Source organism: Paenibacillus sp. (assembly GCF_031177825.1).
Classification (GTDB): Bacteria; Bacillota; Bacilli; order Paenibacillales; family YIM-B00363; genus Paenibacillus_AE.
On sequence record NZ_JAPSKE010000001.1, the window covers coordinates 289,771 to 314,905 of the forward strand.

27 protein-coding genes are annotated in these 25,135 nt (G+C 61.8%); 7 read left to right on the forward strand and 20 right to left on the reverse strand.

Annotated features, from left to right (window positions below; genetic code table 11):
* Nucleotides 1–47: 47 nt before the first annotated feature.
* The 4 genes from RIN49_RS01265 to RIN49_RS01280 form a co-directional block, all read right to left on the reverse strand.
* Nucleotides 48–977, reverse strand: coding sequence for an RluA family pseudouridine synthase (locus RIN49_RS01265; protein ID WP_309118345.1), 930 nt, complete (start codon nucleotides 975–977; stop codon nucleotides 48–50).
* Nucleotides 978–989: 12 nt separating this feature from the next.
* The gene (locus RIN49_RS01270) at nucleotides 990–2,063 is read right to left on the reverse strand and encodes a Gfo/Idh/MocA family protein (protein ID WP_309118346.1); all 1,074 of its coding nucleotides are present in this window, start codon (nucleotides 2,061–2,063) and stop codon (nucleotides 990–992) included.
* Between the two features lie 84 nt (nucleotides 2,064–2,147).
* On the reverse strand, nucleotides 2,148–3,071 hold the full coding sequence (locus tag RIN49_RS01275; protein ID WP_309118501.1) for an aldo/keto reductase: 924 nt from the start codon (nucleotides 3,069–3,071) through the stop codon (nucleotides 2,148–2,150).
* 31 nt (nucleotides 3,072–3,102) lie between these two features.
* Nucleotides 3,103–4,092 (reverse strand): Gfo/Idh/MocA family protein, encoded by a 990-nt coding sequence (locus tag RIN49_RS01280; protein ID WP_309118347.1) that lies wholly within the window; start codon nucleotides 4,090–4,092, stop codon nucleotides 3,103–3,105.
* Nucleotides 4,093–4,344: 252 nt separating this feature from the next.
* Here RIN49_RS01280 and RIN49_RS01285 point away from each other — a divergent pair, with 252 nt between their 5' ends.
* Complete coding sequence (locus RIN49_RS01285) at nucleotides 4,345–4,671, forward strand: hypothetical protein (RefSeq protein ID WP_309118348.1); 327 nt, start codon at nucleotides 4,345–4,347, stop codon at nucleotides 4,669–4,671.
* A 6-nt stretch (nucleotides 4,672–4,677) separates the two neighbouring features.
* Here RIN49_RS01285 and RIN49_RS01290 read toward each other — a convergent pair whose 3' ends face one another.
* Genes RIN49_RS01290 through RIN49_RS01300 form a run of 3 tightly spaced genes read right to left on the reverse strand, consistent with a single transcriptional unit; the run spans nucleotide 4,678 to nucleotide 7,416 of the window.
* Nucleotides 4,678–5,358 (reverse strand): hypothetical protein, encoded by a 681-nt coding sequence (locus RIN49_RS01290; protein WP_309118349.1) that lies wholly within the window; start codon nucleotides 5,356–5,358, stop codon nucleotides 4,678–4,680.
* Entirely contained in the window at nucleotides 5,339–6,655 is a 1,317-nt protein-coding gene (locus RIN49_RS01295; protein WP_309118350.1) for a M48 family metallopeptidase, read from the reverse strand. Before RIN49_RS01295 ends, RIN49_RS01290 begins: the two co-directional genes overlap by 20 nt.
* 26 nt (nucleotides 6,656–6,681) lie before the next feature.
* Nucleotides 6,682–7,416 carry a ZIP family metal transporter gene (locus RIN49_RS01300; protein WP_309118351.1) on the reverse strand — a complete coding sequence of 245 codons (735 nt, stop codon included), beginning with the start codon at nucleotides 7,414–7,416 and terminating at the stop codon, nucleotides 6,682–6,684.
* A gap of 93 nt (nucleotides 7,417–7,509) precedes the next feature.
* Between RIN49_RS01300 and RIN49_RS01305 the strand changes: the two genes are divergently transcribed.
* Nucleotides 7,510–7,770 carry a DUF2533 family protein gene (locus RIN49_RS01305; protein ID WP_309118352.1) on the forward strand — a complete coding sequence of 87 codons (261 nt, stop codon included), beginning with the start codon at nucleotides 7,510–7,512 and terminating at the stop codon, nucleotides 7,768–7,770.
* Nucleotides 7,771–7,840: 70 nt separating this feature from the next.
* On the opposite strand, the gene RIN49_RS01310 is transcribed toward RIN49_RS01305, so the two are convergent.
* From RIN49_RS01310 to RIN49_RS01325, 4 genes are all read right to left on the reverse strand, one after another.
* Complete coding sequence (locus RIN49_RS01310; protein ID WP_309118353.1) at nucleotides 7,841–9,382, reverse strand: flotillin lipid rafts scaffold protein FloT; 1,542 nt, start codon at nucleotides 9,380–9,382, stop codon at nucleotides 7,841–7,843.
* 11 nt (nucleotides 9,383–9,393) lie between these two features.
* Nucleotides 9,394–9,927, reverse strand: a complete 534-nt coding sequence (locus tag RIN49_RS01315; protein WP_309118354.1) for an NfeD family membrane protein — start codon at nucleotides 9,925–9,927, stop codon at nucleotides 9,394–9,396.
* A 178-nt stretch (nucleotides 9,928–10,105) separates the two neighbouring features.
* The gene (locus tag RIN49_RS01320) at nucleotides 10,106–10,984 is read right to left on the reverse strand and encodes a phytanoyl-CoA dioxygenase family protein (RefSeq protein WP_309118355.1); all 879 of its coding nucleotides are present in this window, start codon (nucleotides 10,982–10,984) and stop codon (nucleotides 10,106–10,108) included.
* 111 nt (nucleotides 10,985–11,095) lie between these two features.
* Nucleotides 11,096–11,983 (reverse strand): AraC family transcriptional regulator, encoded by an 888-nt coding sequence (locus RIN49_RS01325; protein WP_309118356.1) that lies wholly within the window; start codon nucleotides 11,981–11,983, stop codon nucleotides 11,096–11,098.
* 125 nt (nucleotides 11,984–12,108) lie between these two features.
* On the opposite strand from RIN49_RS01325, the gene RIN49_RS01330 reads away from it, so the two are divergent.
* The 5 genes from RIN49_RS01330 to RIN49_RS01350 all read left to right on the forward strand — a co-directional run bounded on the left by RIN49_RS01330 (nucleotide 12,109) and on the right by RIN49_RS01350 (nucleotide 16,833).
* A complete protein-coding gene (locus RIN49_RS01330; RefSeq protein ID WP_309118357.1) occupies nucleotides 12,109–13,191 on the forward strand; it encodes a type III polyketide synthase in 1,083 nt (360 codons plus the stop codon).
* A gap of 44 nt (nucleotides 13,192–13,235) precedes the next feature.
* The gene (locus tag RIN49_RS01335; RefSeq protein WP_309118358.1) at nucleotides 13,236–13,748 is read left to right on the forward strand and encodes an isoprenylcysteine carboxyl methyltransferase family protein; all 513 of its coding nucleotides are present in this window, start codon (nucleotides 13,236–13,238) and stop codon (nucleotides 13,746–13,748) included.
* A 66-nt stretch (nucleotides 13,749–13,814) separates the two neighbouring features.
* The gene (locus RIN49_RS01340; protein ID WP_309118359.1) at nucleotides 13,815–15,356 is read left to right on the forward strand and encodes an acyl-CoA mutase large subunit family protein; all 1,542 of its coding nucleotides are present in this window, start codon (nucleotides 13,815–13,817) and stop codon (nucleotides 15,354–15,356) included.
* The gene (locus RIN49_RS01345; RefSeq protein ID WP_309118360.1) at nucleotides 15,353–15,811 is read left to right on the forward strand and encodes a cobalamin B12-binding domain-containing protein; all 459 of its coding nucleotides are present in this window, start codon (nucleotides 15,353–15,355) and stop codon (nucleotides 15,809–15,811) included. The genes RIN49_RS01340 and RIN49_RS01345 overlap by 4 nt, the downstream gene beginning before the upstream one ends.
* A 41-nt stretch (nucleotides 15,812–15,852) precedes the next feature.
* Nucleotides 15,853–16,833, forward strand: coding sequence for a YpdA family putative bacillithiol disulfide reductase (locus RIN49_RS01350; protein ID WP_309118361.1), 981 nt, complete (start codon nucleotides 15,853–15,855; stop codon nucleotides 16,831–16,833).
* An 11-nt stretch (nucleotides 16,834–16,844) separates the two neighbouring features.
* On the opposite strand, the gene RIN49_RS01355 is transcribed toward RIN49_RS01350, so the two are convergent.
* The 9 genes from RIN49_RS01355 to RIN49_RS01395 form a co-directional block, all read right to left on the reverse strand.
* Entirely contained in the window at nucleotides 16,845–17,639 is a 795-nt protein-coding gene (locus tag RIN49_RS01355) for an ABC transporter ATP-binding protein (RefSeq protein WP_309118362.1), read from the reverse strand.
* Nucleotides 17,640–18,569: an ABC transporter permease gene (locus RIN49_RS01360; RefSeq protein WP_309118363.1), complete on the reverse strand. Its 930-nt coding sequence runs from the start codon at nucleotides 18,567–18,569 to the stop codon at nucleotides 17,640–17,642.
* 61 nt (nucleotides 18,570–18,630) lie between these two features.
* On the reverse strand, nucleotides 18,631–19,656 hold the full coding sequence (locus RIN49_RS01365; RefSeq protein ID WP_309118364.1) for an ABC transporter substrate-binding protein: 1,026 nt from the start codon (nucleotides 19,654–19,656) through the stop codon (nucleotides 18,631–18,633).
* 195 nt (nucleotides 19,657–19,851) lie between these two features.
* Nucleotides 19,852–20,376 (reverse strand): ADP-heptose synthase, encoded by a 525-nt coding sequence (locus RIN49_RS01370; RefSeq protein WP_138196405.1) that lies wholly within the window; start codon nucleotides 20,374–20,376, stop codon nucleotides 19,852–19,854.
* Between the two features lie 163 nt (nucleotides 20,377–20,539).
* Nucleotides 20,540–20,728, reverse strand: a complete 189-nt coding sequence (gene yhfH / locus RIN49_RS01375; protein WP_309118365.1) for a protein YhfH — start codon at nucleotides 20,726–20,728, stop codon at nucleotides 20,540–20,542.
* A 112-nt stretch (nucleotides 20,729–20,840) separates the two neighbouring features.
* The gene (locus RIN49_RS01380; RefSeq protein WP_309118366.1) at nucleotides 20,841–21,329 is read right to left on the reverse strand and encodes a hypothetical protein; all 489 of its coding nucleotides are present in this window, start codon (nucleotides 21,327–21,329) and stop codon (nucleotides 20,841–20,843) included.
* 51 nt (nucleotides 21,330–21,380) lie between these two features.
* Nucleotides 21,381–21,650, reverse strand: a complete 270-nt coding sequence (locus RIN49_RS01385; RefSeq protein WP_309118367.1) for a hypothetical protein — start codon at nucleotides 21,648–21,650, stop codon at nucleotides 21,381–21,383.
* Nucleotides 21,651–21,666: 16 nt separating this feature from the next.
* The gene (locus tag RIN49_RS01390) at nucleotides 21,667–23,973 is read right to left on the reverse strand and encodes a thiamine pyrophosphate-dependent enzyme (protein WP_309118368.1); all 2,307 of its coding nucleotides are present in this window, start codon (nucleotides 23,971–23,973) and stop codon (nucleotides 21,667–21,669) included.
* Nucleotides 23,974–24,008: 35 nt separating this feature from the next.
* Nucleotides 24,009–25,016 (reverse strand): 2-oxoacid:acceptor oxidoreductase family protein, encoded by a 1,008-nt coding sequence (locus RIN49_RS01395; protein ID WP_309118369.1) that lies wholly within the window; start codon nucleotides 25,014–25,016, stop codon nucleotides 24,009–24,011.
* Between the last annotated feature and the right edge of the window lie 119 nt (nucleotides 25,017–25,135).

Sequence of the window (25,135 nt, forward strand, 5' to 3'; positions counted from 1 at the left end):
TAAACGAACGACCCTTCCCCGATCGCGTCGAGGAAGGGTCGTTATCGTCAGGCGTGAGGAAGCGTCAATCGCAGCTTTCGGAGGATGGAGCCGAACGCGTCCGGCGGCGGCGCTCGGAACGTCCGGCCGTCGGGCAGCGTAATCCTCCAGGCGTGGAGCAACTGGTGATTAACCCCCTCGTACGGCCGACCGCCGTATTTCACGTCGCCGAGGAGCGAATGTCCGATGCTTTGGAAGTGGGAGCGAATTTGGTGCGTGCGTCCGCTCTCGAGGTCGACCTCGACCAATGTATAACCGGACGTCGAATGCAGCGCTTCGTACCGGGTCATCGATTCCTTCGCGTCTTCCGCGGTCGAAACGCGCGTCCGGTTCGACCTCTCGTCCCGTTCGAGCGAAGAGGAAATTTCGCCCTTGCCCTCGAGGCGTCCCTGCACGATCGTCACGTAATATTTGCCGATCTCGCGCCGCTGCACCCATTGATTGAGCTTATGCAGCATGCCCGCCGTCTTGCCGATCAACACGAGTCCGCTCGTATTGCGGTCGAGCCGATTCGCGGAGGCCGGCAAGAACAGCCGGCTGTCGAGCGCGTCCTTCCGGTACAAGTACGCATGGACTCTCGCGATCAAGGTATCCTTCTGCTCCGTTCGGTCGGGATGCGTCAACAGCCCCGCCGGCTTATTGACCACCAACAGCTCGTCGTCTTCGTAGACGACATCGATGTTCGCGGGAATGCCGACGAATTTCGGCTTCTTCTCCGCCCCGACCGAGCGCTGGAACGTCTCTTCGTCCACGAAGATCGTCAGCTCGTCGCCGGACGCCATCTCGTAGTTTTGCTTCTTGCGCTTTCCGTTCACGCGCACTTTGCCTTGATCGATCATCTTGTAAATTTGGCCGAGCGGATAGTTGGGCATCAACGTGCACAAGTACCGGTGCAGCTTCTTGCCGCTTTCCGACGGGGTGACGGTTCGTGTGATCATTCGCGGTCCGCCTTATAACGACCAGTCGAGCGTAATTTCCTTGCCCGAACGGGAAGATCGATAGATCGCGTCTAGAATCAGGTTGTTCGTATAGCCCGTCATAACCGAGGTGATCGGCTCCTTGCCGTCCCGAACGCAAGCTAGGAAGTGATCCGACATCCGCTTCCGAGCGCCCTCGTCCTGCTCCGGACGCGCGAGTTCGACCTCCATGGGGGCATCGAATCGTTCCGTCAAAAACTTGCCTCGGTTTCCGTACAGCGCGGCGCCGCCGTCCGTTCCCATCAAGTGCACGAACGGCGTACTGTTGGTGTCCATATGCACCGCCCAGCTCACCTCGAGCGTCAACGTCCGTCCGTCTTCCATCCGGATGAACGCCGTCGCGAGATCTTCGACGTCGTAGTAACCGTCCCAATTCGGCTTGCCCCACGTGCCGATCCCCTTTTTCCGGGGGCCGAACTCCGCGTACGTCGCGCCGGAGACGGCGACAGGCTTCGGACTCCCCATCAAGTGCAGCGATAAGTCCAGCATATGTACGCCGATATCGATCAGCGGACCGCCGCCCGATTCGCTCATGCGGGTAAACCACGTGCCCCAGCCCGGAATGCCCTTCCGGCGATACCATCCGGCCTTAGCCGTATAGATCGTGCCCAGCTCGCCGCGGTCGACCTGCTCCTTCACTTTCGTCGCGAGCCATTCCCACCGCATCTGATGCGCGATCATGACGATTTTGCCCGTCTCTCGCTGCTTGCGCACGATCGCCTTCGCGCTCTCGAGATCGATGCCCATCGGCTTCTCGAGCAGCACATGCTTGCCCTTCTCGAGCGCCAGCGTCGCGACCGGCGCGTGGAATTGGTTCGGCACGCCGACGACGACGGCGTCGACGTCGCTCTCGAGCAGCGCCTCCGCGCTATCGTATACGTTCGGAATCCCGTTGTCCTTCGACCGCTGCTTCGCAAGCGGAAGGTACGCGTCGGTCACCGCGACGACCTCGCATTGGTCCTTCATCGCCGCGAACTGCTTGATATGCTCATTGCCGATATTCCCGGCGCCGATCACGCCGATCTTCACGATCTTATCGTTGCTCATGTTCGAGTTCTACCATCCTTCGCTTCGATTACTCCCATTATAATCTTCGCGGCGAAGGAATGGTAGCTTGCCCGCCTCGCCGGCTCAGCCCTCGAGACGGCGAATTTCTTCTTCGGTCAGCGTCAGGAAGCTCGCGTCTCTGCACGAATGCAGCTCGTCGAGATTGGCCGGTCCGATCAACGCGCAGGTCGGGAACGGCTGGTTCAACACGTACGCGAGCGCGATTTGGATCGTCGTGACGCCCTTCTCGGCGGCCAACTCGCTCGCGCGGCGTTGGCGCGCCCAGTTATCGTCGCTATAGAACACGCGGACGAGATCGGCGTTCTCCCGGTTGTCCGGCGTGAATCGCCCGGAGAAGAAGCCGCGAGCTTGCGACGACCAGGACAGCAGCGGCAGCTGCGTATCGCGATGCCAAGCCCACGTCTCGTCGTCGACCGAAACGCAGCCTTTCCAGAACGGCTCGTTCGCGCGAGCGAGGCTGAAGTTCGGGCTGCTGAAGCTGAAGCCGACGAGACCGTGGGCGGCGGCGTAATCGTTGGCTTCCTGCAGCCGCTGATACGACCAGTTCGAAGCGCCGATCGCCTTCGCGCGCCCCGCCTCGATGTGCGCGTTCAGCGCTTCGAGAATCGGCCCGACCTCGACGTCCGGATCGTCGCGGTGCAGCGCATACAAGTCGACGAAATCAAGCTGCAGCGCCTCGAGGCTTCGCTCCATGTCGTCGTCGATCGCGGCTTTATTCACGCGAGGACCGTCGGCGTCATGATGGGCGCCCTTGGTCCAGACGTTGACTCGGTCGCGGTTGCCGCGTTCGCGAATCCACTGTCCCAGCGCGGCCTCGCTCTTGCCGCCTCCGTAGATGCGGCCGGTATCGAACGTGTTGCCGCCGATCGCGACGAATTCGTCCATGATCGGGGCGATGCGCTCCATGATTTCGGGCGCGTAGTAGTCTGTGCCGAGGATGAGGCGGGATACGCCGCGGCTGACGCCCGGCAGGTCGATCGTATCGATCGTGCGTTGTTGTACCATGGGAAGGTCCTCCTTATAACGTCACGCGAGCTTTCTCGCGAGCGGATTTCAGGCAAGCGTCGACGACGCGCATGTTCAGGACGGCGTCTTGCGGCGCGAACGGGAGCGGAGCTTCGCCGTTCACCGCTCTCGCGAAGGCGTCCGCCTGCAGCGTATACGTATTGAGCGTCGGCATCTCCAACTCGGTGCTCTGGCCTTTGGCATGAAGAATGATATTTTGCGGGCCGATATACGCGGACGGCACCTCGATGCGACCGGTCGTGCCGAGAATTTCCAGCGTGTTGCGGAATTCCGCCCACATGCCGCAATCGAACGTCAGCGAGACGTCGTTCGGAAACTCGACGAGCCCCGAAGCCATCATATCGACGTCGCCGTGCTCCGGCGAGAACAGCGCGCGGCAGGTCGCCGCTTCCGGCTCCAACCCGGTGACGAGACGCGCGGCCGAAATCGGATAGACGCCGATATCGTACACCGAACCGCCGCCCCACTCTTTCACGAAGCGCACGTTGCTCTTGTTCGCGGCGCCGTTGAACGTGAACGTGCCGTGGATGCCGCGCAGCTCCCCGATGTCGCCGGCGGCGATCATCTCCCGAATTTTCTCGTACCGAGGATGCAGTCTATACATGAACGCTTCGGCCAACACGACGCCGGCCCGTTCGCAAGCTTCCGCCATCCGCTCGGCTTCGGCGGCGGTGAGCGCGATCGGCTTCTCGCACAGGACGTGCTTGCCGGCTTCCGCCGCCTTCAACGTCCATTCCATGTGCAGATGGTTCGGCAGCGGAATATAGACGGCGTCGATTTCGTCGTCCGCGAGCAGCGCCTCGTACGAAGAATACGCTTTCGGAATCTCGAGCCGCTCGGCCGTTTCCTTCGCCTTCGCTTCCGTCCGGCTCGCGATGGCCGCGACGACGCCCGACTCCGAACCCTTGATGCCGGGGATGACCGCGCGTTCCCCGATGCTCGAGCAGCCTAAGATGCCCCATTTGATTTGACGACTTGCCATGACGACACGCTCCAATCCTTGAAATTCTTTGCGACGATATTCATATTATAAAAAACGTAATTCAATCGCGATATAAAACATTATTGAGAAACGATAGCACAATATTCATATCACTATACGAAACAAGAACGAAGGCGCAACTCATTCCGACGCTTGTCCCCCGGACGCGGATGCGGTATGATCAAGCCAAAAAAAACGCCCCGGTCCCATACCGGAGCGACGCGCAAGCATTCGAACAAGGAGGTTGGAGGAATGGCGTTCGGCGTTTCAAGAGAACAACTCGCGGCCTGGAAGAAAGACGTCGCCGAAGGCCGCATCGCCTTCTTGACCCATTATTGGCTTCACCCGAAGGTTCCCGGCGTCACGTCCGTAACGAAGGTCGGCTGCTCGGATCTCGAGAAGCTCCGCCGATGGGCCGTCTCGCACGGTCTGCCCCCGCAATACATTCATCATCGCGACAGCTATCCGCACTACGACATCTTCGGGGAGATGCAAGCCGTCATCCTCGAGAGAGAAGGCCAATGGGAGCAGCTAAAGAAGTTCGCGCCGAAACCGGAGAACCGCCCGCCCGACCGCTGACCGTCGTTACTCCTCGCCGCTCGGCGCGCCGTCCCGCTCGGACGCCAACGCCTCGAGTACCCATGCCGCCGCCGCTTCCGTAGACGCCGTTAAATTCGAACGGCCGTCCGCGCTCAGGAACGGCGCATGCGATCGGAAGTAGTCGCGATGACCCCCGATAAGCTTAAGCCCCATCGCCCGCGCCGGCGTCCTCGTCGCCCAGGCGCCGATGCGCGCGATCGGATCCGCCGGCATCCCGCGCGCGTCGGCGGCGTAGAAGAACGCCGTCTTCGAACGGATGCCGCGCGGCAGCGGCGTCTTCGGCGAACCGATCATCGCGACGGCGCCGATCCGGTAGCCGCGCTTCGACAGCTCGTCCGCCGCGTGCGCCGCCGCGACGCCGCCCCCGCTGTGGCCGACCAGCGCGACGGCGCCGCAGCTCGAGGGCGCTCCGCACAGACGGGCGGCTTCCGCCGCCGCCCGTTTGCCGCCGACGACCGGCGCGCAGGCGTCCGCCGCGACTTCCGCGGCCTGCCGCAGCTTCGACCTCGTCCAATCCCCGTAAGGCATCAGCGAGAACGACGTCACGTCCCATCCCGCGCGCTCGCATCGCCTCGCCGTCTCCGCGAGGAACTCGTCCATGAAATTCGGCGCCGTGAACACCCCGGCCAACGCGAACAACGTCAGCTTACGGCAGCGTACGGTCATAGCCGAGCGCCTCCGTAATACGGTCCCCGAGCGACGGATGCGTGTAGCGGAACCAGTAGGTCAACGCCGGCGGGTGCAGCGTCCCCCGCGAGGAGGCCGCTAGCTTCTGGTACATCGTCACGGCGGCGTCCGCGTCGCCGGTAAGCGCGTACGCGTATCGGTCGGCTTCGAGCTCGGCGTTCCGGGACACCGCGCTCGCGAGCGGCGTCGTAACGAACGTCAGTACGGAGACGACGAGAAGCATGAGCGGAAGGCCCGGCCAATCCGCGGGGTGACGAATGAACAGGAACGATCTCCAGCGCTTGAGCGCGAAGCGGTACGTCTTGTTCCCGATCCACAGCAGGAAGAACATGGACGCGACGCCGCCGACCGCGCTCCATTGCAGATGCTTCTTCACGTAATGGCCGACCTCGTGCGCCGTCAGAACGACGATCTCCTCCGCCGTAAGCTTGTGAAGCGCCGTGTCCCAGATCACGATGCGAAGCGACGGGCCGATGCCGTCGACATATGCGTTAATCGCGTTCGTCTTCTCCGAATAGTTCGCCTCGTATACCCGCTCCGCAGGCACCCCCGCCTTGGCCGTCATCTCGAGCACCGCATGCTCCAACGCCGGATCGGAGAGACGCTCGTACTTGTAGAACAGCGGATCGATCGCTACGGGCCGGATGAACATCAGAAAGACGAGGAACGGAATCGAGAGCAGCCATAACCGGAACCACCACGTTCCGCCTTTGCGCGCCAGCGCGAAGACGACCGCCCCCACGGCGAGCATCAGCGCGTAATCGACGGCGAGCTGCACCCATTGGTCTCTCCACCAGCCGCCGAACGACAGCGTGGAGACGTCGTAATTCCGCGAAATCGAATACGACAACAGACGCAGCGGAAGCCCGAGAACGAACAGCGCCGCGGCGATGCCAGCGATATACGCCGGGAAGCGGAGCCATACGCCGCCGATCAGCTTCTTCAGCCCTTGCGACAACGTGCGGGCGTACCCGCTCGTCATGAGCCAGAGCAGCATGCCCCACTCCCAAAAGTACCCGACGAAAAACAACAGGTCGCGGAGCATCGAATACGACGCGGCCCGCTCCACGTCCGCCTCGCTTAAGAACATCCGCGGGTCGGCGGCCGTGTTCGCCAGCGCTTCGGCCAAAGGCGCGCGGTAGGCGATCCATAAATACGCGCCGATCGCCCCGGTCGCAAGCAGGAAGAACAGCATATATTTTCGGAAAGCCCGTACGCCGCGATGCGTCGGGCGGCTCGGCTGTCGGTTCGGCGTTCGATGTGAGCTTCGATTCATTGTTCCGTATCACCGCCTATGCGTAGTTACCCGAACCATTCGATGAGCGCGATCATAGTGATAAGTCCGAAAATGAAGGAAAACGTCGACGAGCTTTCGTTCCCGTCCCCATGGCTCTCGGGGATCAATTCTTTATAAACGACGAACAACATCGCGCCGGCGGCGAACGCCAAGCCGTACGGCACCAAATTCGAGACGTAAGACGTTAAGAAGAACCCGAGCAGTCCCGTCACGATTTCGACCGTGCCCGTTAGGGTAGCGATCGCGAACGCCTGCCACTTCTTCACCTTCTGCGTCACAAGGAACAAAGCGACGAGGAACCCCTCCGGAGCGTTCTGCAGCCCGATGGCGAGCGCGATGATCGGACCGAGGCCGGCGTTCTCGCTCGCGTAGCTGACGCCGACGGACAGGCCTTCCGGCAAGTTATGCAGCGTGATCGCGGTAATGATGAGCATGCTCTTCTGATCGAATTGCACGGTCGACGATTTCGAATGCTCAAGGTCGATATGCGGCATATACCGTTCCATGACGCTCAGCACGCACGTGCCGAGCAGAATGCCGATCGTGACGGTCAGCAAGTTCGAATGGTCGAGCGCGACCGGAATCAGGTTGAACACCGTGGCGGCGACCATGATGCCCGCGGTGAATGCGAGCAGAATGTCTCTCCATCGGTGCGTCACGACCTTCATCAGCAAGATCGGCAGCGCGCCGAGTCCCGTCGCCAGGGCGGAGACGATGCTTCCAACGAGGACTTCTTGCATGGTGCAGCCTCCTAGCTGTCATGAATCAGTTGAGTTACGATTTCTACTATAGTACCATTGGGAATCATAGGTTGAAAATAAGGAGGACCCCCCTTGAACGTCCACGAGTCGATCTCGAAACACTCGAAGAAGCAGCATCTGCACCTCGTCGAGTTCGAACGGCTGGATGCGCTCCGCGAGGAGGCTATAGAAGAAGCCGTAACGAAATGCAGGAACGGAGAACCGTTCGACGTCGATCGCATCAACGAAGCGACCGCTCGCATTCACGCGCATGCCAAACACGGAATTTCCCCCACTAGGAAATATGTTACGATCGAAATGGTGAAACAATTCGTCTTTTCTTCCAAGGCATGAACGATTTTCCGCGAAAATAAAAACAGGACGGAACGGCAATCCCGCCGCTCGGTCCTGTTTTTTCGTTCCGTTACTTCCCTTCGTTCGACGGCTCCGATGCAGCCGCCGCTTCGATCGCGGCCGCTCCGGAAGCCGAAGCCGCGGGACGAGTCGACTTCTGCGTAAGCCCCTTGATCAGCCCTTCGACGTCGATGCCGGATACGTTCTTCAGCATCTCCGGCGCGGTAGCCATGAGCGAGGTCACGTAATTGCTCACCCTGGCCGCACCTTCGCCGTGCCCCGTATCCACGACCGTCAGCTTGTCGATCGCGGAGATCGGCGCCGCCACCTTGCCCGCGAGCTCCGGCAGCATCTTCACGATGATGTCGAGCACCGCCGCCTCGCCGAACTTCGCGAACGCCTCGGCAAGCTTCTCCTTCGCTTCCGCTTCCGCAAGACCCCGGAGCCGGATGACCTCGGCGTCGGCCGTCCCTTTGGCCCGCTCGGCGTCGGCGATCGCAAGTCCTTCGAGCCGCTTCTGTTCCGCAAGCGCCTTCGCCTCGGCTTCGATCCGGAACTGCTGCGCCTCCGCCTCGCGGATCGCCCGCGACTTCGCCGCTTCCGCCGCCTGCTCGACCGAGTACCGGTCCGCGTCGGCTTTCTTCTTCACCTCGGCGTCGTATTGCTTCTCGCGGCGGGAAATTTCCTTCTCCTCGATGTCGATCTCCCGTTCCTTGCGCACGATCTCGATTCGCATCTGTTCTTCGACCGCGAGCTGCTTCGACTTCGCCTCTTGAATATGGTACGCCTGATCCGCTTCCGCCTTCGCCACGTCCTGCTCGCGCCGGAACGCCGCGACCTTCAATTCCTTCTCCTTGTTCGCCTCCGCGACGTTCGTATCGCGAAGCAGCTCGGCTTTCTGCCCTTCCTCGTCGGCGCGCGCCTTCTGGATCCGGGAGTCCCGGATCGCTTCCGCTTCCGCGATTTCCGCGTCGCGCTTGACCGCCGCGATACGCGGCTTCCCGAGCGCATCCAAGTATCCGTGCTTGTCGCGGACGTCCTTGATCGTGAACGAGACGATCTGCAAGCCCATCTTCTTCAAGTCTCTCGCCGCTACGCCTTGCACTTCCTGCGCGAACTTATCGCGGTTCCGGTACACTTCCTCGACCGTCATCATCCCGAGGATGGCCCGCAGGTGACCCTCGAGCACCTCTTGCGCTTCGCCCTTCAGCGCCTCCGTCGGCTTGCCCATGAACTGTTCCGCCGCAGTGGCGACGTCCTCGGTCGAGCCGCCGATCTTGATGATCGCGACGCCGTCCGCCATGACCGGCACGCCCTGTTCCGTATACACCTCGGGCGTCGAGACGTCCAGCTTGTGAGACAAGAGCGATAAAAATTCCGCCTTCTGGAAGATCGGCCAGATGAATGCGCCGCCGCCGCGAACGATCTTGATCTTCCGGCCCGAATCGTCGACGAGCACGTTCTTCGAGCCGAGCAGCGAACCCGTCACGACCATCGCTTCGTCGGGACTGACCGTCTTATACCGCGCCCAGAACGCAAGACCGAGAAACACGATCACGCCGATGACGACGACCGGCACGAACAACCAAGACTCCGTCGTTAAGAAATTCATTCCTTCTCCTCCTAGGTATGTATAGGATAAGATTCCGTCCAACGGCACACGGTGACGACGCCGTCCTTCACGTCGATCGCGAGCACGCGCTCGCCGGCTTGGATCGTCTCCGCTTCGTCGCTGTTCGCGGTGTGATACACCAAGCCGTGACCGAACGTAAAGCCCACTTCGCCGTACCCGCCGACAGGAATCGGAACCGACACCTCGCCGAGCTTGCCTTCCAGCTCCTTCATCGAATAAGCGACCGAATTTTCCGCCTGGCTCATCGGCTTGACGTAGAAGAAAAACAAACCGATCGCGAGGAGCGCCGCCGCGAGCGCCGATAACAGGACGACGGTCCAGACGCCGAACGAGCCGTATTCGGTCAGGAGGATGCCCGCTCCGCCGAAGGCGACGATGCCGCCGACGACGAGCATCGGATGGAGCGCGTCCGGCAATGCATCGAAGACGCCGTCGACCCAACCGCCCGCGACCGTGTCGAACAGCACGAGCAATACCGCGAATGCCGCGCCGCCGAGGAAACAATACCAATACACGTCCAACATGTCGATCGAGACGCACGCTCCTTTTCATTTCCGAATGTGGAATCGTTCTCCATCTATATACGCACGCAAAGCGGAAAACGTTTCACGAGATAAAGCTTTCACTTTCTTCCATGCGGAACGCGAAAGACGCTTCCGGTCCCGATAGAGGGGTCCGGAAGCGTCGTCGATGCAACTATCATTACACTCTGTGAATCGGCTGCGCCGGTTTCTCCAGCGCTTCGCGCCACATGCGCTTCCACGCTTCGGCATCCTTCAAGACGCTGTCCGGATTGGCGCGGCTTCGGACGACGAACGACGGCTGATGCGATCTTCCAGACGGCGCGCCGGTTTTATGATATCGGAGATCGAGCGACCAGCGCACGATGTTCGACCGGTTCGTCGTGCCGCGATGCGGCGTATATTTGTTCATTATGACGATGCCGCCCTTGCGGCATTCCGCGGCGACCGGCTTCGCGTGCGGGAGCCGTCTCGGCACGATCGTCGTGCCCCCCTCCGCTTGATGCTCGAGATAGCCGAGCTTGAACGCCTCGGGCATGATCTCCATGCATCCGGTATCCGCCGTCGCGTCGACGAGCGGCATCCAGAAGGTGAGGATTTCGGACGCCTCGGAATCGCTCGACGTCACGGCCGCGTCTTGATGCCACGGCACGTTCTCGTACCCTGCGGGCTGTTCGCCTTCGCCGGTCCACGGCATTTTCGCGCGGATATGTTGAATCGGGTTACAGCTCAGCTCGCGGCCGAGCAAGCTCTCGACGACGTCCAGCAGCTTGTCGTTGCGCAGGAAGTCGAACATGGCGGAGCCGAGCAAGAACATGATATCGAAACGTCTGCCGATGTCCGGACATTGGCGGTGCAGCAGCGCGTAGCGCCGTTCGAACGGTTCGTCCTCGTGCAGCGACGCGATCTTGCCCTCCGCATGGAGCGTACGCGCCCTCCGGTCGATCTCCCGCTCCAGCTCCGCGATGACCGGCGCCAGATCGGCATCGGTAAAGACGTCTTCGGCGATGACGTATCCGTACGTTTGGAAATCAGCGACTTGCTCCCGGGTTAAGCTCATGGATCAGACCCACTCCTCGATACGTAAGATGGTTGCCTTCCTGTACCTGACAGTCTCAGTATAGGGCAACCCTCTTCTTCGCAGTAGGCACGATCTTTTCCGTCATGCGGACTATTTTATCCGGTTTCCGGCCAAGAGCCGCTTGCGGAACGCTTGCGGCGACTCGCCGGTCGTTCGGCGGAACACCCTCGCGAAGTAAGACGGTTCCTCGTAGCCGAGCTTCTCCGCGATCGTATACACGGGCAAGTCCGTGAGAGCGAGCAGCTTCTCCGCTTCGCGCATCCGGGCCGCCTGCAGATACCCCATCGGCGTCTCGCCGGTTCGCTCCTTGAAGGCGCGGCATAAGGAATTCGGCGTCATATGGGCGAAGTCGGCGGTCTCTCCAAGCGTTACAGGGCGCCCCCGGTTCGCCTGAAGGAACTGCTTGACGCTCTCGATCAACGCCTCCGACGAGTCAAGAGGCTCCTCCTCCTCGCGGCCTACGCCGAGCGCTACGGCTTCCGCCCGCGACAACAGGTCCGCGACCGCCAATGCGAGGCCGCCCCGCGGCAGCGGACTTCGGTACGCCTCGAGTACGCGCTCGAAGCCTTCCGTCAGCAGCGGCTTCATTCTCGCGGGCACGCGGATCGGCTGCGAGCGGAACGCTTCCGGCAAGCGTCGCCCCCGGGACGTCTCGATCAAGTCGAAGAAATCGACCTCCGCCGGCTCCTCCCGCTCGTCCAGCAGCCGGAACGTGCATTCCAGATCCGTCAGCGGCTCTCCGTCGCCGAACAGGAAGCTATGAGGCACGTTCGGATTAATAATGTACAGCAGTCCCGGCGCCGCCGTCGTCTCGGTGCCGCCCACCGTCACCTTCCCCTTCCCCTCCAACACGTAAATCAAATGAAATACCGGATGCCGGTGCATCGCGACGGCTTCGTTCCGCCGATTCCGCATCACATTCGTCGTTACATGCTCGATCGCGTAATTCGCGCCGCCCGCCGACAGACGAAATTCCATACCGATCCACCCCTCGTGGAAAATATACCACGGCTCGCCGGACGACGTATACCGTCTCCCGATGCATAAGGAATCCTAACAACTGGAAAACCTAGGATGACGAATTCGAATAGCGAGGTGTCACGATGCTGCATGCGACGATCGCCGCCATCGGCACGGCCGTCCCCGATTACCGCGTTCCCCAAGCCGACGTCAAGGAAGCGGTTCGGCATATGTTCGGCGCCAGCGTCCCGCAGTTGGACCGATTATTGCCTATTTTCGAGAACAGCGGAATCGACGCGCGGCATTTCTGCATGCCGCTCGAATGGTTTCTAGTCCCCCACGACGCGGAAGAGAAGCACCGGCTGTTCGTCCAACACGCCGCAACGCTTGCGGAACGGGCGGCGCGGCGCTGCTTGGAGCGCGCAGGCGTCGCGCCGACCGAAGTCGATCACATCCTGTTCGTTACGACGACCGGCACGGCGACGCCCAGCATCGACGCGCGCTTGTTCAATCGGCTGGGTCTGCGCCCGAATGTCAAGCGGACCCCGATCTGGGGGCTCGGCTGCGCCGGCGGCGCCGCCGGCCTCTCTAGGGCCGCCGAATACGTGAGCGCGTTTCCCCGGCACCGCTGTCTTCTCGTCGCGGCCGAGCTGTGCAGCTTGACGTTCATCCGGGACGACGCCTCGAAAAGCAATCTTATCGCTACGTCCCTATTCGCCGACGGCGCCGCCGCGGCGCTCGTCGAGGGCGAGGCGGCGGCCGACGCGCGGTCCTCCGGCGGGCGCGCGGTCCCCGGCATCGTCTCGACCCGCAGCACGATCTGGCCGGACTCGCTCGACGTCATGGGCTGGGACGTCACGAACGACGGGTTGAAAGTCGTCTTTTCGAAAGATATCCCAAGCCTCGTGACGCGCGAGATGCGCGGCGTGACGGAGGCGCTCCTCTCTCCCGCCGGTCTGACGATCCCGGACCTCGCGCATTATGCGCTGCATCCCGGCGGGACGAAGGTGCTTCGCGCGTACGGCGAAGCGCTCGGCTTGCCGTCGGAACGACTGGCGGCGGCCGAAGGCGTGCTGCGGCGATACGGCAACATGTCGTCTTGCACGGTGTTGTTCGTGCTCGAGGCGCTGCTCGGCGAGGCCGACGCGCTCCGCTCGGGCGAGTTCGGCATCGCGGGCGCGCTCGGTCCCGGCTTCAGCTCGGAGCTGCTGCTGCTGCGATTTTAAAGTACATCCTCACTACGATTATAGGAAAGAGGCGAATTTCTTCGATGAGTTTATGGTTTGCGCTCTGGTTCGGGGCGGTCGTCGTCCAACGATTGGCGGAGCTGCGCCTAGCGGCCCGCAATGCGGAACGGATCCGCCGGATGGGCGGGTACGAGGTCGATGCGGCGCATTATCCGAAGATCGTCCTGCTGCACATGTCGTTCTTCGCCTGCGTCTTCGCGGAGTTTCTTTGGCGCCGGCCGGAGCCGTCGCCTTGGATGGCGGCCGCCGCCGCGTCGTTCCTGGTGCTTCAGGCGGGACGCGTCTGGTGCATTCGCTCGCTCGGACCGTACTGGAATACGCGCGTCTTCGTCGTCCCCGGCATGAAGCTCGTGCGCAAGGGTCCGTACCGGTGGATGAAGCATCCGAATTACTTGGTCGTGACGCTGGAGATGCTGGCGTTCCCGCTGTTGTTCGGCTGCTTCGGCGCCGCCTGCTTGTTTCCGGCGCTGAACGTTCTCTTGCTTCGCCGCCGCATCGCCGCGGAGGAAGCGGCGCTTCGAGCCGAATCCGCATAGCTGCCGCCGCGACGCCCGAGCCGATTGCGCTTCCGGAGCCGCCTGAGAGGAGAACATACCATGCCCATGGAGCGAGAAGATGAACGACCGGGAGAATTCCCGTATACGAGGGGCATCCATCCCGAGATGTACCGAGAGCGGCTGTGGACGATGCGGCAATACGCCGGCTTCGGCACCGCCCGAGAGACGAACCGGCGGCTGAAGCGGCTGCTGGCCCAGGGCCAGACGGGTCTCTCGCTCGCCTTCGATTTGCCGACGCAGCTCGGCATCGACCCCGACGACGCGCGCGCGGCCGGCGAAGTCGGCAGGACGGGCGTCTCCGTCGCGACCGCAGCCGACCTCGAGGCGGTGCTGAAGGGCATTCCGCTCGGCTCGGTCGGCCTGTCGATGACGGTGAACGCGACGGCGCCGGCCTTGTTCGCGTTCGCCGCGGCGACGGCCGGGCGATCCGGCGTCGGAGCGGACGCCCTTCGCGGTACGGTGCAGAACGACGTGCTGAAGGAATACGCCGCGCGGAATTTGTATTTGCTGCCGCCCGCGCCGTCGATGCGAATGGCCGTCGACCTCATCGAATTCGGCTGCCGCTTCTTCCCCCGGTGGCATCCGGTCAGCGTCAGCGGCTACCATCTGCGCGAAGCGGGCGCCGACGCCGGACAGGAGATCGGCTTCGCGATCGCGAACGGTCTGGCGTACGCGATTGCTGCGATGCGCCGCGGGCTGTCGGCCGACGCGGTCGCGCCGCGACTGTCGTTCTTCTTCTCCGCCGGCTGCGATCTGCTCGAGGAGGCGGCGAAATTCCGCGCGGCGCGCCGGCTGTGGGCGAAGCTCGCCCGAGCGCGGCTCGGCGCCGGAAAGCCGGAGTCGTGGCGCATGAAATTCCATGCGCAGACGGCCGGCTCGGCGCTTACGGCCGTACAGACGGACAATAACGTCGTCCGCGTGACGTTGCAGGCGCTCGCGGCCGTATTGGGCGGCGCGCAAAGCCTGCACACGAACGCCAAGGATGAGGCGTGGCGGCTGCCGACGCCGGCTTCCGCCGCGCTCGCGCTCCGCACGCAGCAAATTCTCGCGTTCGAGTCCGGCCTCGCCGGCCATATCGATCCGCTCGCCGGAGCCCATGCGGTCGAGGCGGCGACCGACCGGCTCGAGGCGGAAGCGCTCCGGTGGGTGGACGCGGTCGACCGGACCGGCGGCGCGCTCGCCGCCGTGGAGAGCGGCTTCGTCCAATCGACCGTGCGCGAGGCGGCGTACCGCGAATACGTCGCCGTGGAGAGCGGCGAGCGCGCGATCGTCGGCGTCAACCGCTTCGAGGGCGTTGCCCCGCGCCTCGTCGCGGCGGCCGACCGCCCGCGCGCGAGAAGCGGCGCCGCCGAAGAGGCGCGCGCCGTCGAGGCGGTACGCCGACATCGCGCGGCCCGCTCCGAGGCGGACGCCGGTCGTGCGCTCGCCGCCGTGCTGGACGCCGCGGAACGCGGCGCCAACGTCATGCCGACGATGCTGGACGCCGCGAACGCCGGCTGCACCGTCGGCGAAATCTACGGGGCGCTCGCGCGGCTGTTCGGGGAATATCGAGAGCCAGTCTTCCCGGAAGGAGGCATCGCGCCATGAATCCGACGCATCCCGCCTTCGGTTCCCCGCCGGAGCAACCGCCCACGGTGCTGATCGCCAAGTGCGGCCTCGACGGCCACGACCGCGGCGCGCTCGTCGTCGCTCGCGGTTTGAGGGAAGAAGGCTTCGCCGTGCATTACACCGGCATTCGCCGAACGCCGGAAGAAGTCGCCCGGCAAGCGGTCGACGTCGCCGCCGACTGCGTCGGGCTGTCGTCACTCGCCGGCGCGCACCTGACGATCGTGCCGCGGCTCGTCGACGCGCTGCGGGACGCCGGCTGGCGCGGGCTGCTCGTCGTCGGCGGCATCGTCCCGGCCGCCGACGAGCCGGCGCTGCGCGCCGCCGGCGTCGCCGCCGTCTTCCGGCCGCATCAGCGCGTGAGCGAAGCCGCCGCGTTCCTCCGCGACGCGCTGCGCTCCGCGAATAGCATCTTCGGCGAAAATGAGGTAGGATAATCGAAAACTCATTTTTCCTTCTTGGGAGTGGAGGGTTCGCCATGGAAGACGTCATTGTCGTCGGCGCCGGTCCCTGCGGACTGGCGGCCGCGATCGCGCTGCAAGACGCCGGCATCGACGCCGTCGTCATCGAAAAATACAATCTCGTCCATTCGATCTACCGATATCCGACGAATTTGCACTTCTTCAGCACGCCCGAGCTGCTCGAAATCGGCGGATACCCGTTTCCAACGCCGCACGACAAGCCTACGCGCCGAGAGGCGCTCGAGTATTACCGCAACGTCGCCCAACGGCGCAAGCTGGACGTGCGCCCGTACGAGGAGGCGACCTTGATCCGCAAGACCGCCGAAGGCTTCTTCCTCGTCGAGACGGAACGGCACGGCATCAAGCGGTTTTACGAATCCCGCGCCGTCGTCGTCGCGACCGGATACTTCGATCGCCCGAACGTAATCGGCATCCCGGGCGAAGAGCTGCCGCATGTTTCGCACTACTTCACGGAGGCGCATCCGTACGCCGGCACGAAGGTCGCGATCATCGGCGGCAACAACTCGGCCGTGGACGCGGCGATGGAGCTCAGCCGCGTCGGCGCCGAGCCGTTCATCGTCTACCGCGGCGACGCTGCGAAGCAGAAGATCAAGCCTTGGGTGCGGCCGCTGTTCGAAGGCGCCGTCGCCAGGGGAGCGATCGGGATGCTGTACAATGCCCGGATCGTCGAAATCCGGCCCGGCCAAGTGACGATCCGACACGCGGACGGCGGCGCGGAGACGCGGGACGCCGACTTCGTGTTGGCGCTGACCGGCTTCCGTCCCGACCGAACGCTGCTCGGCGGCGCCGGCGCCGAGACGAAGCCGGAGACGGGCGCCCCGGTGTACGACCCCGAGACGATGGAGACGACCGTGAAGGGGTTGTACGTCGCCGGCGTCGTCGCCTCCGGCGAGGACGCGAACGAAGTGTTCATCGAGACCGGTCGGCACCATGGAACGGCGATCGCCCGGCACCTAAGCGCCGGGCGATCCGATTAACCTCTATTCGATTACCCCAATACGAGGCGTTCGTCGGCGAGCTTCTCGCCGCGAATCGCCGCGAATCGATCGAGAAGCGATTCGACCGTGAGCGCCCGCTTCTCCTCCCCGCCGATATCAAGAATGATCTTCCCTTTATCCATCATGATCAAGCGATTCCCAAGCCGAATCGCTTGCTCCATGTTATGCGTAATCATTAACGTCGTCAGCCGGTTTTCGTTGACGATCTTATCGGTCAGCTCGGTCACGAGCGCCGCGCGGGACGGATCGAGCGCCGCGGTATGCTCGTCGAGCAGCAGCACCTTCGGCTGCGTGAACGTCGCCATCAGCAGGCTGAGCGCCTGACGCTCCCCGCCGGACAAGAGCCCCACGCGGGCGGTCAGCCGAGTATCGAGCCCCAGCCCGAGGCTGCGCAGCCGATCGACGAACATCGTCCGCTTCTCCTTCGTCACGCCGGCGCGAAGCCCGCGCGACGCGCCCCGCAGATGCGCGAGCGCGAGGTTTTCCTCGATCGTCATATGGGGAGCCGTTCCCGCCATCGGGTCTTGGAACACGCGGCCGATCCACCGGCTTCGTTCATGCTCGGACATGCCGTTGACGATCGTCCCGTCGATCGACACGTCGCCTCGTTCCTGCGCGAGCACGCCCGACACGACGTTCATGAGCGTCGACTTCCCCGCCCCGTTGCTGCCGATTACCGTGACGAAGTCCCCTTCCTTGAGCGTCAGCGACACGTTGGATAAGGCGATCTTCTCGTCGGCGGAATACGGGTAGAAGATTTTCGTAACGTTGGATAAGGTCAACATCTAGGTCCCCGCCTCCTCGGTCAGCTCGAGGCTGCGTTTGCGCCCGACGAGCCGTTGTCTTCTCCGCTTGTTCACCATCGGCACGATGAGCGCGATCGTGACGATCAGCGCCGTCATCAGCTTCATATCGGACGCCTCCAAGCCGTAGCGAATCGACAGGGCGATGACGATCCGGTAGACGACGGCGCCGAGGATGACGGCGAGCGTCGTCCGCCAAATCGAGCGTACGCCGAAGATCACTTCGCCGATAATTACCGATGCCAGGCCGATGACGATCATGCCGATGCCCATCTGCAAGTCGGCGAAGCCTTGGTACTGCGCCACGAAAGCGCCCGCCATGGCCACGAGGCCGTTGGAGAGGCTGACGCCCGTAACGATCGTATTGTCCGTGTTGACGCCGAAGCTGCGGATCATCCGGGCATTGTCGCCTGTCGCGCGAATCGCCATACCGAGATCGGTGCGGAGAAACCAGTCCAGCAGCAGCTTCAGGACGAGCACGACGATCGGAGCCATGATCAGCGCGTAGGTCGCGCTAAGGAACAGCTCCCCGTCCGGAAACACCGTCTCTTGATTCAACAGCGGAATGTTCGGCCGACCCATGATGCGGTAGTTTATCGTATACAAGGCGATCATCATGAGAATGCCCGACAAGAGCGGGTTGATGCCGCCCTTCGTATGGAGCAGGCCCGTGACCGCGCCCGCCGCCAAGCCGCCGAGGAAGGCGACGCCCGTGGCGAGCCACGGCGAATACCCCGCGACGATCATGCCCGCCGCGATGCCCGCGCCGGTCGTAAAGCTCCCGTCCACCGTCAAGTCCGGAAAGTCCAGCACCCGGTACGTAAGGTACACGCCGAGCGCCATGATCGCGTACAGCAGACCGAGCTCCACCGACCCGACGATCGATCCGAGCAAGGAACTTAAGAAAGCCATGGAAATACCCCTCCGTAAAAGGTAAGAGTGGCCCGCGCACGGGTCACTCTCCGGTAATTGTTTATGGTTGCGCGACTTCCTTGATCACCTGTACCGCTTCGTCGGAAATCAAGTCCCGAATCGCTTGCGTCACTTCGACGCCTTGCGCCGCGGCCGCCGGCTCGCTGTAGTACAAGTCGAGCTGCTCCGGGAAGCCGACCGGCACGTCGCCCGGATTTTTCCCGTTGAGCAAAATATCGGCCGCCATCTTGCCCGTCGTGTAGCCGATGTCGTAATACTCGTATCCGAACGTCGCGAACGCGCCGCGCTTGACGGAATCGATGTCGCCGACGAAGAGCGGAAGCTTGTTGTCGTTGGCGACGCCGACGACCGCTTCGAACGCGGAGACGACCGTATTGTCCTTCGGAACGTAAATCGCGTCTACGCGGCCGACGAGCGATTCCGCCGCCTGCTTCACCTCGGAGCTGTTCGCGACGCCCGCCGTCTCGATCTTCACGCCGTGCGCGTCAAGCGCCGCTTGCGCCCGTTCGATCGAGACGACCGCGTTCTGTTCGCCTTGGTTAATGACCGTGCCGACCGTCTTCACGTCCGGGAAGTTCGCCGCGATGAAATCCATCAGCTTCGCGATTTCGTCCGGATGCGTATCCGAGACGCCCGTCACGTTGCCGCCCGGCTTCTCCGGATTTTCGAGCAGTCCCGCGCCGACCGGATCGGTAACCGCCGTAAAGATAACCGGGGCGTCCTTGATCGCGTCCGCGAGCGCAATCGCGGAATCCGTTGCGATGCCGAGAACGAGATCCTTCTTGTCCGCTTTGAAGTTTTGCGCGATCGTCGCATTCGACGACTTGTCGCCGCCCGCGTTGCTATAATCGATCTTGAGGTTCTCGCCTTCGACGAGACCCGCGTCCTTGAGTCCCGCGATGAAGCCTTCCCGCGTCGCGTCGAGCGACGGGTGCTCTACGATTTGCGAAATCCCGACTTGATAAACCTTCTCTCCGCTTCCTTGATTGGCGCAGCCGACCGCGAACGTCAACGTCGCCGCGGCGAGCACGAGCGAAATCGCTTTCCAGCTTGTCCGTAAACTCATCCGTAAGTCCCCCTCAATGATATGCAATCTGTATAAAAACTTATCTCACATTCTATATTGAGCGGTGGTTAACGTCAATAAGAAAACGTATCTACGCGTCGACGCGCCACAGCGACCGTCCGCTTCGGATAAAAGAAAAAACCGGAGGGCGCCGCCGGCCGAGGGGCCGTATGCGGATCGCTTGCTCCGGTTCGTTCACGTCGTCTTCCAGTCCTCGACAGGTTCGTCGGCTTCCATGGCATATTCGAAATCTTCGATATCGAACACTTGGACCGGCACCTCGGTTTCGATCACGCGCTCGAGGAAATCCAGCTGGTCCGTCAAGATCGGAACCTGCTCCCGAAGCGACGTAAGCAGCAGCTCGGTCTCGATCGGATCGAACGTCTCTCCGTATTGCGCGTTCTCGATCGAATTCACGACCACGAACGACACCTGCTCGTTCACGACGAGCGGCGGGCTCTGTTTCCAAGGCGCGGAGAACGACCGTTCGATCTTCTTTCGATTGAACGAATCCTCGAAGAAGGCGATCATCTCTAGGATTTTCTTCTTGACGTGCGCGTCGTCCGCCGGGTCCGGCATGACGGGCTCCGAATTTTCTTTCATATCGTACAGCTCTTGCACGGTGGAATACGGCAGCAAATATTCTACCGGACGGTTCGGGACCATAATCTCTCCGTAAATGGCCGCCATGACCGCTTCGATGACAAAACGCCGTTTCATCAGGCGCCCTCCTTCCCGGACAATCCGAAATCGACTCTATACATACATATCATAAATGTCCCAAAAAGTTAAGATTCATTCCGCCCGATTTCCCGGACAGAACGAAAAGCGCCCCCGACGACAACAACTTCGCCGGAGGCAAACTCGATGTTTCGATCGGTGCTTAGGCCGGCGCGGGCGAAGAATTCGCCGCGAACCGGGGCGACAAGGACAACGGGACGACATGCAAATCCATGCACTCGAAGCAATGGTTCCAATAGCAGTCCGCCTGCTCGTGCAACACTTCGCCGCAGGTGCGGCAAAGCTTCGGCGGCAGGCTGTCGAAGAAGTGGACGACGGAAAGCTGCTGCATTCGGTTTCACCGCCTTGTATTCGCCTCTGTACCTATTGTAATAGAACAGACGCTCGGACGACAAGCCTTATTTTGCAACCGCTTCGTCGACATCCCCCGACTTGATTCGGCGTTATTCTCCCGTGAGCTGCAGCGCGTTAACGACCTTCTGCAGGCGCAAATATTCGTTCTTCTCGAGCGTCGGCTTGAAGTAACCGAACAAATACGCGGCTTCGATAAAGCTGAGCGTCGGATAACAAACCACTTCGTTGTTCGTGAACGGGTTATCCATGACGATCTGCCACTCGCCCTCGCGGTCCGCGGGCGATACGGCTTCGTAGGCGTACCGCTTCCAACGCAGCTTCTCGCCGAGCTCCGCCCACACGACCTGCCACGTCGGGCTGAAGCGGGACGGCTCCGGAAACAATCGCTCCCCCGCGGCTAGACGGGCGGCGTAATCGTCGAACCCGCCCTCTTCGACTTCCTTCAGCGCTTTCTCCAATTGGTCGACCAAGACGCGGAATGCGTCGTAGCCGATGCGAACGACCGTCTCCCTCAGCTCATCCTGCAGGTCCGGCGTTCCCAGCCATTCATAATAATTCGTCGTCGATGCGATCGTCATGCGATTCCTTCCCCCTGCCGACGCGACGCAACAAGCGAAAAAGTTCCGCCGTTATTCGGCGGAACCCTTCTCGACGCGAAGCGTCCCGTTGTCGTCGATAAACAACTTCCGGCCGGCATCGTTATTCAGCTTTACATTGAACACTTTCAGCTTCGCTTCCGTCACCGGGGTCGGAATCCACTCCGGACGGGAAGCGGCGGCTGTCGCCGCCTCTTCCTCGGTTGCCCACCACGCCGCCCCGTAATAGTCGAGGTCGTACACGTTGCGCAACATCCCGGCCGCGATCTCGCCCGTATCCCGGTGCCGCAAATAATAAGGCATACGCGTTCCCCGTTTCTTACAAGTACGGGTTCTCGTGCTTCGCCTTGAGGCGGCTCCAGCGACGATCCACTTCTTGCTCGAACGATTTGTACGCAGCTTCGTACTCCGGCTTCGTCATATGACGCGTCTTGCCCATTTGCTTCAGCCAGTCGGAGAGCGGAACGCGCTTGTTCTTCTCTTCCGGATTGTACGTAATGTTCGTCACGCCGTTCTCGATTTCGTACAACGGGAAGAAGCAAGAGTTGACCGCGTTGTCGATGATCGTCTGGCCGTCCTTCTCCTCCGACAGCCAGTTCAGCGGGCAAGTGATCAATATCTTACCATATACCATGCCCTCGTTTTGCGCGTAATATTGCGCCTTCGCGGCTTTACGCAGCAAATCTTGCGGTTGGGACTCGGAGCCGGTGAAGACGTACGGAATGTTCGTCGCCGCCATGATTTGCGCCGTATCTTTATGGTGGAACAGCTTGCCGCCTTGGTGCTTGCCGACGTTGGACGTCGACGTGCGGTGGCCGAGCGGCGTCGAATAAGACAATTGCGCGCCCGTGTTCATATAGCCTTCGTTATCGTATTCGAGCACGATCATCTTATGATTGCGAAGCGCGGCGCCGATCGCCGGGCCCATACCGATGTCCATGCCGCCGTCGCCCGTGATCATGACGAACGTGAAGTCGTCCTTCAAGCCGTACTGATCGAGTTCCCCGCGGCGCTTGCGCTCCCAGAACATCTCCACGACGCCGGACAGCGTCGCTGCGCCGTTCTGGAACAGGTTGTGAATGTAAGTCGCCTTGTGAGACGAATACGGGAAGCCCGTCGTGACGACCATCGCGCAGCCCGTGTGGTACAGCGCTACGATATCCCCTTCGATGCCCTTGAAGAACAGCTCGAGACCCGAGAAGATGCCGCAGCCCGGGCACGCGCCGTGGCCCGGAGCCATCCGTTTCGGCTTCTTCGTGAGCTGCCGGATCGGCGGAACCTTGACCTTCAGCTGGCCCGTCTCCTCGTCCTTGTTGACGGTAATGAGACCCGTCTTCAGGTCCTCGTACGCCATCGGCTCGAGAATCCGCTTAGGCGCCTTGTCCGGATCGCCCGGCGTGTGGCCGTAATAGTCGAACGGCACTTCCACCTTGTTCTTCGCGGCCGCGTCGATCGCGAGCTCGAAGAACGCATGCGCGTCTTCCAAGAAGTAGTCTTTGCCCCCGAGACCGTAGACGCGGGAGATCACTTGGATGTCCTTCACGCCGTTCGTGAACAGCGCCGCCTTCACCTCGAGCGTCATGTTGCCGCCTTGCGCGCCGTACGAATCCGCGCGGTCCGCCACGACGACGGCTTTCACGTTCTTCAGCGCTTCGGCGATCTGCTTGCCCGGGAACGGACGAATCATGTTCGGCGCGATCGAACCCGCCTTCACGCCTTTGGCGCGGAGCTGGTCGACGGCGACCTTCGTAATTTCCGATGCGGAATTCAGCGTGAACAACACGACTTCCGCGTCGTCCATCATGTACAGGTCGAGGATCGGGTAGTCGCGACCCGTCAACGCCGCATATTCCTTGCGGATTTCGTCGTATACCTCTTCGGCGTTGTACATGGCGACCGATTGTTGGTAACAGTTATTGATATAATCCGGCTCGTTCATGTACGGGCCGACGGTGATCGGATTGTTCCGGTCGAGCACGTGCGGGAACCCTTGCGGCGGCTGTTCGCCGACGAACGCCTGCACGTCCGCCTTGTTTGCGAACGTCTGCACGCGGCGCTTCTGGTGGGACGTGAAGTAGCCGTCGGACGCGACGAGCACCGGCAGGCGCACTTTCGGATGCTCCGCCAGCTTGATCGCCATGATGTTCATGTCGTATACGGCTTGCGGGTCGCGGCACATCAAAATCGGCCAGCCCGTGTTCAAGGCGAAATACAAGTCGGAATGGTCGCCGTGAATGTTCAGCGGTCCGGATACCGAACGGCACACCAAATTCATGACCATCGGGAATCGCGTGCCGGATTGTACCGGCATCTGCTCCAGCATGTACAGGTATCCGTTCGCGCTCGTCGCGTTGAATACGCGGCCGCCCGCCGTCGACGCGCCGTAACAGATGCCCGCCGAGCCGTGCTCCCCGTCCGCCGGGATGAGCTTAATGTCGTGCTGTCCGTTCGCCTTCATCAAATCGAGGAATTGCGCCACCTCGGTGGAAGGCGAAATCGGGAAATATCCCATAATATGATAATTGATTTGGTGCGCCGCATAGGCCGCCATCTCGTTGCCGGATTCGTACACGATCCGCTGCTCGACGGTGCCCGCGCTCACTTCCTTATCGAATTCGATCGCCACGCTCGTTCACCTCTCCCTTCAATCCCTTGAAATCCTTACGCTTGAACCAAATTGAATCTATGTGGCACGCGGTGTTCCTCGCCGTAACCGTCCGTCTCGCGTTCGGAGCTGAGCGCTTCCGTCGGGCAAGCCGTAACGCACTTGAGGCACCCCTTGCAATATTGATAATCGATCCCTTGCAGGAACATCTGCGGACGTCCCTTCTTGTCGGGTTGCTCTTCCCAGACGAAGCAAAAATCAGGGCACGCCGTGTCGCACGCCGCGCAATGAATGCACTTATCGTCGTCGAAGTGCGGCATCATCCCGCTGCGGGAAATGCTGAGGTCCTTCAGAATGCTGTTGCCGGGATTGATGACGACGCCGCCGATCGGCTGCGTCTCGTAACCGAGGACCGGAATGTCCCACCGCTTCGGAAGCGGCATCTCGACGCCTTCCGGCAGCTCGAACGTGCGGAATTGCACCTCGTCGTAGCCGCGTTGGAACGTACGAAGCGCCGGTTCGACGGCCTGTGGATATTTCTTCTCGAGGGACTTGCGGATAACCCCGCGCATATGCTCCGCGTCGAGGAAGTCGCAGAGCCGGAACAACGCTCCGAGCATCGCCATGTTCGCCCGATTTTTCTCTTCGAGCGCGATACCCGTCGCGTCGATGACGGCGACCGTGCCGCCGACGAGCTTCATCTTCTCTTTCAGCTCTTCGGGCGTGCGCGCGGAGTTGACCAGAACGATGCTATCCGCATAGATGCCGCTGACGACGTTGATCGTTTTCGATAAATTTTCGTGAAAGATGCCCACGATATGAGGCCGCTCGACCGGCGTCGTGTCCCGGATGTCCGCGTTCGTATCGCAGAACCGAATGTGAGCCTTCACGGGAGACCCCTTCTTTTCCGAACCGTAAGACGAAAAGCTAACCCCGTTGAATCCGCTTCCAACCACACCTGATTCGGCAAGCATTTTCCCGGCCAAGTTCGCTCCGAGCCCGCCGATCGATTCCAGTCGAATTTCGAAAAAGCCCAGATCGTTCGTTTTTGGTAACTGTGCCATGAAGCCCTCCCCTTCCCTGATCCCTCCGACCAATCTCTGAAACAGAAACTTAATAGAAGTATAACAGGAAACGATGCGGTTGCGAACAACTTTTTTCCTCTAAAGGCAAAAATAACGCC

Excerpts from the sequence above, each read along its gene's own strand:
- RIN49_RS01330 (WP_309118357.1), top strand. The coding sequence starts at position 12,109 with ATGCTGCATGCGACGATCGCCGCCATCGGCACGGCCGTCCCCGATTAC.
- RIN49_RS01360 (WP_309118363.1), bottom strand. The coding sequence starts at position 18,569 with ATGGCTTTCTTAAGTTCCTTGCTCGGATCGATCGTCGGGTCGGTGGAG.
- RIN49_RS01280 (WP_309118347.1), bottom strand. The coding sequence starts at position 4,092 with ATGGCAAGTCGTCAAATCAAATGGGGCATCTTAGGCTGCTCGAGCATC.
- RIN49_RS01350 (WP_309118361.1), top strand. The coding sequence starts at position 15,853 with ATGGAAGACGTCATTGTCGTCGGCGCCGGTCCCTGCGGACTGGCGGCC.
- RIN49_RS01340 (WP_309118359.1), top strand. The coding sequence starts at position 13,815 with ATGGAGCGAGAAGATGAACGACCGGGAGAATTCCCGTATACGAGGGGC.
- RIN49_RS01335 (WP_309118358.1), top strand. The coding sequence starts at position 13,236 with ATGAGTTTATGGTTTGCGCTCTGGTTCGGGGCGGTCGTCGTCCAACGA.
- RIN49_RS01300 (WP_309118351.1), bottom strand. The coding sequence starts at position 7,416 with ATGCAAGAAGTCCTCGTTGGAAGCATCGTCTCCGCCCTGGCGACGGGA.
- RIN49_RS01265 (WP_309118345.1), bottom strand. The coding sequence starts at position 977 with ATGATCACACGAACCGTCACCCCGTCGGAAAGCGGCAAGAAGCTGCAC.
- RIN49_RS01270 (WP_309118346.1), bottom strand. The coding sequence starts at position 2,063 with ATGAGCAACGATAAGATCGTGAAGATCGGCGTGATCGGCGCCGGGAAT.
- yhfH (WP_309118365.1), bottom strand. The coding sequence starts at position 20,728 with ATGCAGCAGCTTTCCGTCGTCCACTTCTTCGACAGCCTGCCGCCGAAG.
- RIN49_RS01345 (WP_309118360.1), top strand. The coding sequence starts at position 15,353 with ATGAATCCGACGCATCCCGCCTTCGGTTCCCCGCCGGAGCAACCGCCC.
- RIN49_RS01310 (WP_309118353.1), bottom strand. The coding sequence starts at position 9,382 with ATGAATTTCTTAACGACGGAGTCTTGGTTGTTCGTGCCGGTCGTCGTC.
- RIN49_RS01320 (WP_309118355.1), bottom strand. The coding sequence starts at position 10,984 with ATGAGCTTAACCCGGGAGCAAGTCGCTGATTTCCAAACGTACGGATAC.
- RIN49_RS01325 (WP_309118356.1), bottom strand. The coding sequence starts at position 11,983 with ATGGAATTTCGTCTGTCGGCGGGCGGCGCGAATTACGCGATCGAGCAT.
- RIN49_RS01290 (WP_309118349.1), bottom strand. The coding sequence starts at position 5,358 with ATGACCGTACGCTGCCGTAAGCTGACGTTGTTCGCGTTGGCCGGGGTG.
- RIN49_RS01295 (WP_309118350.1), bottom strand. The coding sequence starts at position 6,655 with ATGAATCGAAGCTCACATCGAACGCCGAACCGACAGCCGAGCCGCCCG.
- RIN49_RS01380 (WP_309118366.1), bottom strand. The coding sequence starts at position 21,329 with ATGACGATCGCATCGACGACGAATTATTATGAATGGCTGGGAACGCCG.
- RIN49_RS01365 (WP_309118364.1), bottom strand. The coding sequence starts at position 19,656 with ATGAGTTTACGGACAAGCTGGAAAGCGATTTCGCTCGTGCTCGCCGCG.
- RIN49_RS01285 (WP_309118348.1), top strand. The coding sequence starts at position 4,345 with ATGGCGTTCGGCGTTTCAAGAGAACAACTCGCGGCCTGGAAGAAAGAC.
- RIN49_RS01385 (WP_309118367.1), bottom strand. The coding sequence starts at position 21,650 with ATGCCTTATTATTTGCGGCACCGGGATACGGGCGAGATCGCGGCCGGG.
- RIN49_RS01370 (WP_138196405.1), bottom strand. The coding sequence starts at position 20,376 with ATGAAACGGCGTTTTGTCATCGAAGCGGTCATGGCGGCCATTTACGGA.
- RIN49_RS01355 (WP_309118362.1), bottom strand. The coding sequence starts at position 17,639 with ATGTTGACCTTATCCAACGTTACGAAAATCTTCTACCCGTATTCCGCC.
- RIN49_RS01315 (WP_309118354.1), bottom strand. The coding sequence starts at position 9,927 with ATGTTGGACGTGTATTGGTATTGTTTCCTCGGCGGCGCGGCATTCGCG.
- RIN49_RS01395 (WP_309118369.1), bottom strand. The coding sequence starts at position 25,016 with ATGGCACAGTTACCAAAAACGAACGATCTGGGCTTTTTCGAAATTCGA.